13 protein-coding genes are annotated in these 11,690 nt (G+C 64.1%); 1 reads left to right on the forward strand and 12 read right to left on the reverse strand.

Going from position 1 to position 11,690, the window contains the following annotated elements:
- Position 1: 1 nt before the first annotated feature.
- The 5 genes from GC150_14405 to GC150_14425 form a co-directional block, all read right to left on the reverse strand.
- Positions 2–817, reverse strand: a complete 816-nt coding sequence (locus tag GC150_14405; GenBank protein MBI1386094.1) for an ABC transporter permease subunit — start codon at positions 815–817, stop codon at positions 2–4.
- Positions 814–1,662, reverse strand: a complete 849-nt coding sequence (locus tag GC150_14410) for an ABC transporter permease subunit (protein ID MBI1386095.1) — start codon at positions 1,660–1,662, stop codon at positions 814–816. The genes GC150_14405 and GC150_14410 overlap by 4 nt, the downstream gene beginning before the upstream one ends.
- A gap of 93 nt (positions 1,663–1,755) precedes the next feature.
- A complete protein-coding gene (locus GC150_14415; protein ID MBI1386096.1) occupies positions 1,756–2,865 on the reverse strand; it encodes an extracellular solute-binding protein in 1,110 nt (369 codons plus the stop codon).
- A 112-nt stretch (positions 2,866–2,977) separates the two neighbouring features.
- Positions 2,978–3,988 carry an ATP-binding cassette domain-containing protein gene (locus tag GC150_14420; GenBank protein ID MBI1386097.1) on the reverse strand — a complete coding sequence of 337 codons (1,011 nt, stop codon included), beginning with the start codon at positions 3,986–3,988 and terminating at the stop codon, positions 2,978–2,980.
- Entirely contained in the window at positions 3,988–4,878 is an 891-nt protein-coding gene (locus GC150_14425) for a 3-keto-5-aminohexanoate cleavage protein (protein MBI1386098.1), read from the reverse strand. The genes GC150_14420 and GC150_14425 overlap by 1 nt, the downstream gene beginning before the upstream one ends.
- 121 nt (positions 4,879–4,999) lie before the next feature.
- Between GC150_14425 and GC150_14430 the strand changes: the two genes are divergently transcribed.
- Positions 5,000–6,028 (forward strand): helix-turn-helix domain-containing protein, encoded by a 1,029-nt coding sequence (locus tag GC150_14430; protein ID MBI1386099.1) that lies wholly within the window; start codon positions 5,000–5,002, stop codon positions 6,026–6,028.
- A 206-nt stretch (positions 6,029–6,234) separates the two neighbouring features.
- Here GC150_14430 and GC150_14435 read toward each other — a convergent pair whose 3' ends face one another.
- From GC150_14435 to GC150_14465, 7 genes are all read right to left on the reverse strand, one after another.
- Entirely contained in the window at positions 6,235–7,350 is a 1,116-nt protein-coding gene (locus GC150_14435; GenBank protein ID MBI1386100.1) for a malate dehydrogenase, read from the reverse strand.
- A gap of 136 nt (positions 7,351–7,486) precedes the next feature.
- A complete protein-coding gene (locus tag GC150_14440; GenBank protein MBI1386101.1) occupies positions 7,487–8,380 on the reverse strand; it encodes an SDR family oxidoreductase in 894 nt (297 codons plus the stop codon).
- Positions 8,289–9,116, reverse strand: coding sequence for an SDR family oxidoreductase (locus GC150_14445; GenBank protein ID MBI1386102.1), 828 nt, complete (start codon positions 9,114–9,116; stop codon positions 8,289–8,291). The genes GC150_14440 and GC150_14445 overlap by 92 nt, the downstream gene beginning before the upstream one ends.
- 13 nt (positions 9,117–9,129) lie before the next feature.
- On the reverse strand, positions 9,130–9,564 hold the full coding sequence (locus tag GC150_14450) for a dehydratase (protein MBI1386103.1): 435 nt from the start codon (positions 9,562–9,564) through the stop codon (positions 9,130–9,132).
- Positions 9,565–9,567: 3 nt separating this feature from the next.
- A complete protein-coding gene (locus GC150_14455) occupies positions 9,568–10,011 on the reverse strand; it encodes a MaoC family dehydratase (GenBank protein MBI1386104.1) in 444 nt (147 codons plus the stop codon).
- Positions 10,012–10,042: 31 nt separating this feature from the next.
- A complete protein-coding gene (locus GC150_14460) occupies positions 10,043–11,182 on the reverse strand; it encodes a thiolase (protein MBI1386105.1) in 1,140 nt (379 codons plus the stop codon).
- Positions 11,179–11,595: a DNA-binding protein gene (locus tag GC150_14465; GenBank protein ID MBI1386106.1), complete on the reverse strand. Its 417-nt coding sequence runs from the start codon at positions 11,593–11,595 to the stop codon at positions 11,179–11,181. The genes GC150_14460 and GC150_14465 overlap by 4 nt, the downstream gene beginning before the upstream one ends.
- Between the last annotated feature and the right edge of the window lie 95 nt (positions 11,596–11,690).

The following is an 11,690-nucleotide window of genomic DNA, read 5'->3' on the forward strand; positions in this document are numbered from 1 at the left end:
GTCACTGGTCGTTGCTCCGTTCGTCAATGCGGCCCGCCGCGCGCCTTCGCTGCGCGATGTCGTAGATGAAATAGGCCACCAGTGTTGCCGCGATCAGCACCACGGCAGCGGCGGCGACGGTCGGGTCGGTGTTCTCCCGGATGCCGTTCCACATGCGCCGCGGGAGCGTGTAGACGGAGAATTTCGAGATGAACAGCGCGACCACGACCTCGTCCCAAGAGAGGATGAAGGCAAAGATCGCGCCGCCGTAAATGCCGGGCCGGATCGAGGGAAGAATGACGCGCCAGAGCGTCGTGGGCATGGAGGCGCCGAGGTTGCGCGAAGCCTGCTCGAGCCTCGGATCGAAATTGGCGAGCGAGGCGGAGACGGTAATCAACACCATCGGCGCGGCGAGGATCGTATGGGCCAGGATCAACCCGGCATAGCTGTCCAGCAACTTCAACGGTATCCACAGCCGGTAAAACGCCATCGCCGAGATGATCGGCGGAATGATGAGCGGCAGGAGGAGGAAGGCCCGGACCACTTCGCTCGCGCGGCTCGATATGCGCCAGAGCCCGATGGCCGCGAGCGTGCCGACGAGCGTTGCGAGGATAGTGGCACAAGTGGCGATCACCGCACTCTGCCAGAAGCTCGACAGCCAGGCCGGGCTGGTGAAGAGGTGAATGAAATGGCGCAGGGAATACTCGCCCTGCGGCATCGAGAGGAACGCCTTCGGCGTCAGTGAAACAGGAATGGCAACGAGTGCGGGCGCGACGAGGAACAGCAGGATGAGCCACGCCGCGAGCCGATTGACCCTTTCCGCAAGGCCGCGCCTCATCGCCCGCCCCCGCCGAACAACGCGCCGAGCTTCATGAAACGGTTCATGAGGGCGAGCAGGACGAGCACTCCCGCCAGCATCAATGTCGCGAGCATCGCCGCCGTGCCCCAGCGCAAGGTCACCAGGATCTGGACGGAAATGTACTCGGCGACCATGAGGACCTTGCCACCGCCCAGAATGGCCGGCGTCACATAGAACCCGAGACTGATGATGAAGACGAGTAACGAGGCCGCGAAGATTCCCGGCATGGACAGAGGCAGGAAAATGCGCAGGAACGTCTGACGGTTGCTCGCGCCGAGACTGCGGGAGGCATCGAGAACCCGGCGGTCGAGGCCCTGCATGTTGGTCAGCAATGGCAGCACCGCATAGGGGATCATGTATTGCACCATGCCGATCAGAACGCCGAGTTCATTCCGCATGAAGGCGATCGGGGCATCGGTCAGGCCTGTCGCCTGAAGCGCATTGTTGACGACACCGTTGTGACCGAGCAGCATGAGCCACGAAAAGGTGCGCACGAGAACCGAAATCCAGAAGGAAATCAGCACCAGTGTCAGCATCCAGCGTTGCTCGCGCGCGAGGGCGTGAACGATGGCGTAGGCGAGTGCATAGCCGAGGAAAACGCTGATGACGGTCGTCAGGAGGCAAATGCGCAGCGTGGTCCAGACGATGCGGGCGAGCGAGTCGCTGGTCGCGAGCTTTGCATAGTTCCCGAGGCCGGGCTGTGGGTCCGTGAAACTCAGCCAGAGGATGTTGGCGATCGGCGCGAGATACAGAAACGCGACCGCGGCCAGGAATGGCAGCACCAATAGCCAGTAGGTGTTCGCACTGCGCAGGACCACGGGCATCGGCTCGGTGGGTGACGGGGCTTCGTTGGCAGGCCGGCGAGGCCAGGTTCACCCGCGCGGCGACATGGGCTCGCCGCGCGGGTCGCACTGTTCTCAGCTGATCGCTTCCAGATAGGCGTTGACGGCATCACCGCCGTGGTCGGCCCACCAGACGGGATCGTTGAAGACCACATTGGCGATGTTCTTGGCGGAGGTGATCGCGTAGTCCTGCTGTTCGGCGGGAATCTGCGCGAAGGCCTCGGGGTTGGTCGGCGTCATGCCGAGGCAGTCGAGCAGCGTCAGCTGCGGCCCGATGTCCTGCGCCGTGCGGATGAATTTCATCACGTTTTCCCGTCCGGCCGGGTTGCCACGCGGCACGAGATAGGCTCCCGGCATCGCGAGGGCCTCGTTCATGACGAGCTTGTAGCGCCCGTTGGTGTCGGCCTCGAGATTCTTTCCGCGGTTCTGCCAGATCATGCCCATCGACACCTCGCCATTGACGATCATCGAGTGGGCCTCGGAGCCGGAGCCCCAATAGATGCTGTCGTCCTTGATCGACTTGATCTTGGCGATCGCCCGCGGCACGTCGCATGGATAGAGGTTCGCCTTGGCGACACCGTCGGCAAGGAGCGCGCCCTCGATCGCGCCGTTCGCCCACTTGTAGAGAGAGCGCTTGCCGGGGAACTTGGCGGTGTCGAAGAAGTCCGCCCAGGAGTTCGGCGGGTTGGAGCCATAGGCCTGCGTGTCGTACATGAAGGCGTAGCCGTAGAAGATGATGGAAACGCCGTGGTCCCAGGCGAACCCGTCGATCACCTTCGACTTGTCGACGACGGAATAGTCGATCGCCTCGAGATGGCCGGAGCGGCCTAGAGCGATGGCATCGAAGGCATCGGCGTCGCAGACGTCGGCGGTCACGTTGCCGGAATCGACCATCTCCTTGATCTTGCCCTGCAGCGGGCCCGAGGTGTCGAAGCGCAGGGGCATACCGGTCGCGGCCGTGAACGGCTCACCGATCGCCTTGCCGTGGCAGACCTCCGAGGTGCCGCCCCAATTCCACAGGACGATCTCGTTGGCGGCCGCATGAGCGTCACCGGACGCGACCGACATTCCGGCGACGCCGGCCATGCCGCAGAGCACGAGGAAGCTTCGCCGGTCGAGCCGGCCGGACTTGAAGTCGTGGGCCGCCTGGTAGACGGCCTCCCGCAGGAACTGTTGATCTCTCATTTATTTCCTCCACTGCACCTTGCTGACCGATCATCACTGCGCTTGGCGGGTCGGTGCGATCCGACCTCTCTTTCGTGGCGGAACGGGCGTCCGCCTGAAGCCGGGTGGCCGCTCACGTATCGGCGACACGGACCGCAGCCGTTTCCTTCCACGACAAATTGACACTCTGACCGGCGGCGAACCTGTGCGGGGTGCGCCAGGCATCGCTGACGACCTCGAGATTTCCGGCGCCTTCGGTGTCGACGACGAACATGAGGCTCGAGCCGAGATAGGTGATCGAGCGGATCGTGCCACGCTGGCGCAAAGCACCTTCGCCCATGCCGGCCGGCGCGATGTCGATCTTTTCCGGTCGTAGCGCGAACACCTGCCCGCCCGAACGCAGAAAATTGCTCCGCCCGAGGAAGTTGGCCGCGAAGACCGACGCCGGCCGCTCGTAGAGCTCCTCCGGCGTGCCGGTCTGCACGATCTCGCCGTGGTTCATGATCACCACACGGTCGGACATGGAGAGCGCCTCCTCCTGGTCGTGCGTGACGTAGATGAAGGTCGTGCCGACACTCGTGTGGATGTCCTTGAGCTGGGCCTGCACCTCGACGCGCAATTTCTTGTCGAGGGCGCCGAGCGGTTCGTCGAGAAGGAGGACTTTGGGCGAAAAGCACAGCGCCCGGGCGAGGGCGACGCGCTGCTGCTGGCCACCCGAAAGCTGGCGCGGCAGCCGCGCGCCGAAGTCCCGCAGCTGAACGAGTTCGAGCATCTCGTCGACGCGGCGCTCGACGTCGGGGCGCGGGGTGCCGCGCACGGAGAGGGCATAGCCCACGTTCTGGCGCACATTCATGTGAGGGAACAGCGCATAGCCCTGGAAGACCATGCCGAAGTGCCGCTTTTCAGCCGGCACCGTGGCAATGGAGGTCCCGTCCACGAGGATGTCGCCGGCCGTGACGTCCTCGAAGCCGGCGATCATCATGAGCAGTGTCGTCTTGCCGGAGCCGGACGGGCCGAGCAGCGTCAGGAATTCGCCGGCCTCGATGCCGAGATCGACGTTGGCGACCGCCAGCGTTCTGGCGAAGCGCTTTGATACGCCGACGAGCCGAAGCCCTGCTCCACGCTGTGCGGCAACCGCCACCATTATGCTCCCGGTGTACGCAGATGGAGCTTGGCACGCGCCTCGGCCGGGGTCAGCACGCGCGCGCCCATGCGCTCGATGATGCCGACAACGCGCTCGACCAGCTGGCCGTTGCTCGCCAGGACGCCGCGGTCGAGATAGATATTGTCCTCCAGCCCGACCCGCACGTTGCCCCCCATCGCAACGGCAGCGGCGGCCATCGGCATCTGCATGCGCGAAATGCCGAAGCTCGCCCAACTCGCGCCGGCAGGAAGCTGGTCCTTCATAGCCTTCATGTTGTCGACCGACTGGTCGGCGCCCCAGGGGATGCCGAGGCAGATCTGGAACATGGGTGGGTCGGCCACGAGACCTTCATTTATCAGGTGCTTTGCGAGCCGGATGTGGCCAAGGTCGAACACTTCGAGTTCCGGCTTGACGCCCCATTCCTTCACCAGCGCTGCCATTCGGCGGAGATAGGGCGGTGTCGACATGTAGACGTAGTTGCCGTCGCCGAAGTTCATCGAGCCGCAGTCGAGACTGCAGATTTCGGGGCGCAGCATCTCGACGTGCGCGAGGCGCTCCTCCGGCCCGATCATGTCGGTGCCGGGGCCGTATTTCGTCGGATCCGTCTCGTCGATCATCCAGTCGCCGCCCATCCCAGCGGTCAGATTGACGACGACGTCCGTGCCGCTCGAGCGCACCATGTCGACGACCTGGCGGAAGAGCTCCGGATCGCGCGAGCCCTTGCCGGTGGCGGGGTCGCGCACGTGAATGTGGGCAATGGCGGCCCCGGCGCTGGCGGCCTCGATGGCCGAATCCGCGATCTGACGGGGGGTCACCGGGACTCCCGGATGCCGCCCGACCGTGTCGCCCGCGCCGGTAACGGCACACGTCACAACCACCTCGAAGTTCACCGCAACCCCCGTAGCAAACACGCGATGACACAATCATTTGCCAACGGCGGGGACGCGATTATAGACTTTACGTCATCCAGGATTGATTTTTCGACGCACCTGGTCAGAGTTGGAGCGGTTCATGGGCAGGCGGGTCACACGGGTCTGCATCGTCGTCGTGCCGCGATTCAACATGCTGACGCTGACGTCGTTCCTCGAGCCGATGCGGATCGCCAACTACCTGTCCCCCGAACCGCTCTATGCCTGGGAGTTTCGCTCCGTCGAGGCCGGCCGGGTGCCATCGAGCAACGGCATGTCACTGGATTGCCTCGCGATCGGCGAGCGCGGCGCAGAGCCCGCCAACCTCGTCGCGGTGTTCGGCAGCTGGGGCGCGGAGCACTTCGAGAGCGCGCCCCTTTCGCGATGGCTGCGCGAGCAGAAGCGGGCCGGGGCGACATTCGTTGCGGTCGAACTCGGCGTCTATCTGCTGGCTCGAGCCGGTCTTCTCGAGGGCCAGACGGTCACGACGCACTGGTCGTGCCTGCCGGGATTCGCCGAGATGTTCCCGGACGTGGCGGTGCGCGAGCAGCTTTTCGTGGCCGACAGCAAGGTGCTGTCGTGCGCGGGCGGCTCGGCCGGCCTCGATCTCTCGCTCGAGCTGATGGCCCGCGAGCACGACGAGCAACTCGCGCTCGAGGTGGCGGCGCAGATCCTGCACCATCCGCGCAGACCCGCCAACAGCGCCCAGCGCCACGCCCTCAGCATGTCCGTGCACGCCGACGTGCGCGCGGCGATCGCGCTGCTGGAAGCCAATATCGAGGAGCCGAGACCGGTGCCGCGGCTCTGCCGGGAACTGGGGGTCTCGCAAAGGAAGCTCGAGCGGCTCTTCAAGAGCCACACCGGCTGCACCGTCGTGCAGTTCGCCAACCTGCTGCGTCTGCAGAAGGCACGCGTGCTGCTGATCAGCACCTCGATGTCGATCCGCGACGTTTCGGCCGCCTGCGGCTTCAACTCGCTGTCCTATTTCTCCATGTGTTTCCGGCGCACGTTCGGGCGCAAGCCGAGCGAATACCGCCTCGCCTGGCCCGAGCAGGACCCGGCGCCGTCCTGGCCGGGGACGGTCTACGCGTTCAAACAGGGCCATCAGGGGCAGAAGGGGAAGGCGGGGTGAGGGGCGGGGCAGGTTGATCGGCGGTGAGGGTGACCTGCCCGTATCGTTCGTCCTGCCTCGGGTAGCATCCGAACCCAGATGAGCCGCTTTCCGTCCTTGGATCACCGGGAGCTGAAAACTCCTCCGGTTGATGCCCGTTCGGAGCGCGCTCCGACCGGATGGATACCTTGGGCCTTCGGACATCCTTCCAATGGCGGCTGATACGGTCACTGTGAATTCGAGCCCGCGACCATTTCGTCCAGCCGTTCCCTGCCAATTCCGACATGATCTGCCGTCTTCATCAGGTCGAGCCAGACGCCCTCGGCAACCGGAATACCCGATATCGAGCGCTCCCTTTTCAGGCGTCGCTCTTTTTCTCCCGGCACGAGAACCTCGCCATCCGGTTCGAGCGGAGAGGAACTCTTGAAGAACTCGATATAGGAATTGATTTCCCTATCGAGCCAATCGTCGGAATGGAAGCGGTCGACCGACAGATAGATCGACAGCATGCCATTGCAAAGAGGCCGTCGACCGGGCTCGTTGAGGGCACCGGCGGTGCCTGATCCGGTCAATGCCCCGGCGAACATCTCGACGAAGAAGTTGAGACCCGATCCCTTGTGCAATCCGAAGGCCGTCAAGGCCCCGCCGCCGGCACCGGGGCGCGGATAGAGACCAGCCTGGCCGTCGCCGTAAATGGTCTTCGGGTCGCCCGAAAGCACTCCGTCGGGTCCGATGAAGGCATCGTCGCCGACGGGAGCCCCACCCCGCAGCGCGACCAGCGCCTTGCCCTCGGCCACCTTCGAGGTGGCGAAGTCGAGGACGATCGGATCTTCATCGTGCAAGGGAACGCCGCAGCAGATCGGCGAGGTGCCGCCGCGCGCCTGCCTGCCGCCGAACGGTGCAACGAGAAGGCTGCCGCGCACGTTCACGAAATGGATGCTCGCGAGACCCGCATGGGCTGCCCGCTCGGCCCAGTCCGAAATGCATCCCAGATGCCCGGAGTTGCGAAGCGCTGTGACCGCTATGCCATGTCGAGCGGCCAATGCGATCCCATAGTCGACCGTCTGCTCGCCGATCGTCTGCCCGAACCCGTAGTTTCCATCGACGACCGCGAGCACCTCGTTTTCGCTGACGATCGTGATCGACTGATTGGCCTTGAGGACACCATCGTCGAGCCATTGCACGTAGCGTGCGGCTCGCGCGATGCCGTGGCTCGGGTGTCCTCGCAAATCGGCATCGACGAGATGCTGCGCAATCCGGCCAGCCTCCGCGTCGCAGCAGCCTGCGTGTACGAAAATGTCGCAAACGAGCCGACGTGCGACATTGGCGTCCACGGTTCTCATTCGCGCGAGGTTGCCTGCATCCGACAAGGCCTTCTCCATCCTGACTTGTATCGCCGCACCCGCCGGAATCCGGCAAACGTCCGTGATCAGCCGCCTCTATCGGAACCGGTTCGCCGAGATCGGACACGATCCCCGGTCACGACTTGACGAAAATCTCCCTGGCACCACTGACATTCAGGATCGCCCCGGTCACGTAGCTGGCTTTCTGCGAGCACAGCCAGAGCGCAGCGTCGGCCACGTCGTCAACTTCGCCGATGCGACCCAACGGCACGGCCGTGCGGCCCAGTTCCTCGATCTGCTCGGGGCTGACCTCCCCCTCCCATATTTCCGTCCTGATAATGCCTGGACGCAATCCGCACACGCGAATTCCTTCGCGAGCGACCTCTTTGGCGACGGCAAGCGTCAGGGTATCGATTCCACCTTTCGTCCCGGCATAGATCGCATCCCCCGGCATGCCCCCGTACGCGCCGGCGATAGAGGAAATATTGAGGATGACGCCGCCCTGCCCGCCGCGCGCCGTCGACATCATGCCAATGGCCTCGCGCATGCACCAGATCGTGCCGAGAAGGTTGGTCTCGACGATCTTGCGGACGGTTTCGATTTCCATGTCTGCAATCGGGGAGAGAGTGGATATGCCAGCATTGTTGACGAGCACGCGCGGAGGCCCCAATTCCGCAGCGACCGAACGGAACAGGCGTTCGGCATCGCCAGGCTGGCGGACATCGGCCTGGATCGCGACCGCAGCGCCGCCCGCCGCCTTGATCTCTTCCACCAGCGCCGTGGCGCGATCGGCGGAAGCTGCATAATTCACGCAGACCCCGTATCCCTCGGCCGCCGCGCGTCTGGCGATGCCGGCACCGATCCCCCGGCTCGCTCCGGTCACGATCATCGTCGGCCTGCTGGTCATGGCAAACTCCAATGGATGGCGCTGGATGGGTTCATTCGACGGCTCCACCGGTAACCTGGAGGACTTGCCCGGAGATATAATCGGACTCCGGCGTGCAGAGCAGGTAGACCGCTCCAGCGGCATCGTCCGGGGTCCCGACCCGACCGAGAGGAATGCTGGGCACGTAGGCTTCGACCAGCTCCTTCGGGATGCCGGTCCTGATCTCGCGCCCCTCGATCTCGAGCGTATGCGGCTCCGTCTCGTAGGTCGCCGTCAGGCGCGTGTCGATGTGCCCGAACGCGACACAATTGACGTTGACTTTGTAGCGCCCCCACTCCTTGGCCATGGTCTTGGTAAGGCCAATGATTCCTGCTTTCGCGGAGGAGTAGTTGGCCTGTCCAGGCAATCCCACGATGCCTGTGATTGAGGAAACGTTCACCACCTTGCGATGGACGCATAATCCTTGCTCGGCTTCCTCCCGGGTCGCACTTCGGATGTAGGGCGCCGCGGCACGCAGGATGCGGAACGGAGCAACGAGATGGACGTCGAGCATCGCCTGGAACTGCTCGTCCGTCATTTTCTGAATGACGCTGTCCCACGTGTAGCCAGCATTGTTCACGATGACGTCGATGCGTCCGAACCTCTCGATTGCCTGATCGACGAACCGTTGCGCAAAGCCCGATTCGGTCACGTTTCCGACACAGGCGGCCGCCTGTCCTCCGTTCGCCTCCAACCTGGCAACAGCGTCTTGCGCAGGCTCCGGGTCCAGGTCGTTGACGACGACCCGTGCGCCTTCCCGCGCCAGCTTCTGCGAGATGGCAAGGCCGATGCCGCGCCCCGCGCCGGTTACCAGCGCCACCTTGCCGTCGAGATTGCCCATGCTTTTTTATTCCCTATTTTTTTGAGCTGTCGCCCAGCTCGATCAGGGCTTCTGCGCGCACCTTCTCGCCGCCCCCGCGTGTCGACAACGACAGGGCAAGCAGGACCAGCTTTTCGTCGCCACTCGCATGCTTCTCGCGGACAGTGCCGGTCAGCTCCGGCTCTTCGCCGAGCTTCATCATGCCGACGAAGCGGCACTTGAACGAACGGACCCGCTCCTGCGGCACCCAAGACGTGATCAGGCGGCCGACATAGGCCATGGACAGCATTCCGTGTGCAATGACATCTTCGAGGCCCGCCCGCCTGGCGGCATCCGGGTCCACATGGATCGGATTGTGATCGTTGGAAGCGCCGCAATAGAGGGCGAGTGTCAGCCGGTCGACAGGCGGTAGCCGCATTGGACCGATCGTGTCGCCGACCGAGATCCGATCGAATGTGGGCACGTCCATGCCTCAATCTCCCCTGATCACGAGGGTTTCGCTGGCGCGCGCGACGAGTTGTCCGGCGCGGTCGTAGACCTCCGTCTCCGTCACGACGAAATTGAGCGCGCCGCCCTTCTTCTCGAAGATGTCCACGATTTTTCCCCGCAGCGTCAGGCAATCGCCGGCGCAGATCGGTGCGAAATATTCAAATGCCTGTTCCGCGTGCAGGGCTTGCCCTTCGTCGAATCCGAGAAGTCGAGCGGCAGGGAAATATGTGGGCGACAGGCCCAGAAGAGCCGAGACATAGGTCGGCGGCGCGACCACGGAGCGAAAGCCCGCGGCCTTTGCCGCGGCTTCATCGCAATAGATCGGATCGCTTTCGCCGATCGCCTTGGCAAAGAGCCTCAACGCACCACGTTCGACCTCCACGTCGAAGGGCTCGAACGAATGACCGACATGCCTCGGGTCGAACAATGCCATAGTCGGGGCAACCCTTCGTTCCGGACTATTTCTCGTTGGTGAGGACAAGTGTCGCACCCGCCTCGAATATGTTTCCGACCCCGTGACAGACGGATATTCGCGCACCCTGCACCTGTGCTGGCGCCGTGCCTCGAAGCTGGCGGATGCTCTCCTGCAGGGCAAACATGCCGTACATGCCGGTATGCGTGTAGCTGAGGCCGCCGCCATTCGTGTTGGTCGGTAGCCGGCCCCCCGGCGCGGTATGCCGCTCGGCGATGAAGTCGCAGGCTTCGCCAGGCCCCACGAACCCGAGCGCTTCCAGGCCCCAGATCGGAAGGTGAGCGAACGCGTCATAGAGCATCAGGTGATCGACATCGTCATGCCTGATCCCCGCCTGTTCGAAGGCCGTCTCGCCAGCGACGCGGAAGGCGCGGCAACTCTTGAGATCGGCCAGGGGACCGATCAGGAGCGTCTCCACGGCTTCACCGGAGCCGAGCAGGTAGACCGGACGCCGAGGCATGTCGGCGGCACGCTCGGCGGACGTCACGACGACCGCGCCCCCTCCGTCCGTGACCAAGCAGCACATCAGCTTGCGGAAGGGCCATGCCACCATCGGCGACGACAGTACGTCGTCGACCGTGATGGGCTCGCGCACATAGGCGCGCGGGTTGCGGGCGGCCCATTCGCGCTGGATCACGGGCACGAGCGCAAGCTGCTCCTCCGTGACGCCATGGTCCTTCATGTAGCGAAGAAATGGCACGGTGAACATCGTCGTGGGGTCCATCATGCCGTAGGACAGCTCGAACTGGCCGAACAGCCCGTCCCGCTCGGGATGCCAGTTCCGCGCGCCGATCCGCGACCTGCCACTTTCACCATGGGTGATCAGCACCGTGTGGCAGAGACCGGCCTCGATCGCCGCGGCCGCGTGGCGCACCATGAAGAGGAAAGAGCACCCGCCGACGTCGGTTGCATCAGCCCAGACCGGTTGGATCCCCAGATGCGCCGCGATCAGCCCGACATACTCGCCGACCGCCGCCAGCCCGTCGACGTCACCTGGCCTCAGGCCTGCATCCTCGAGTGCGTTGAGCGCAGCATCGCAATGGAGTTCGAGTTCCGATACGTCCGGGATCTTGCCCAGTCGCGTCGTCTCGGCGGCGCCGACGATGGCCGTGGAGCAACGCCTCATCGGTGGTCCACCCGAGGCTGGAACTGCGGAAGCACGATTTCGTCCGAAATTCTCGTGAACACGACCTCGAGCGGCATGTCGATCCGAAGCGCCTCGGGCGTCTGTTCGCAACCGACGATGTTGGAGATCATGCGAGGACCTTCCTCGAGCACGACGATGGCCACCGAGTAAGGGGGATCGAATCCCGGTACGGCCCTATGGCTGATCACATAGCTCGCGAGCAACCCTTTTCCCGACGCCGTGAAGGTCCGCACATCGCGCGACCAGCAGGAGCTGCAGAACGGGCGTGGTGGGAAATAGACGTGGTCACAGGTCCCGCAACGCTGCAGAACCAGTTCGCCGCGGCGGGCACCGTCCCAGAAGTGCCTGGTTTCCGGTGTCGGCACCGGGATCCATCGTGCCTCGTCGCTCATCGTCCTGCCGTTCCGTGCATCCCTGTTGACTTTTCGAAATATTATTTCGATCTTCGTGGCCACGTCAACTGCCCGATCGCGGGCACGGGGCACGG

It is taken from the genome of Hyphomicrobiales bacterium (genome assembly GCA_016125495.1).
Classification (GTDB): Bacteria; Pseudomonadota; Alphaproteobacteria; order Rhizobiales; family RI-29; genus RI-29.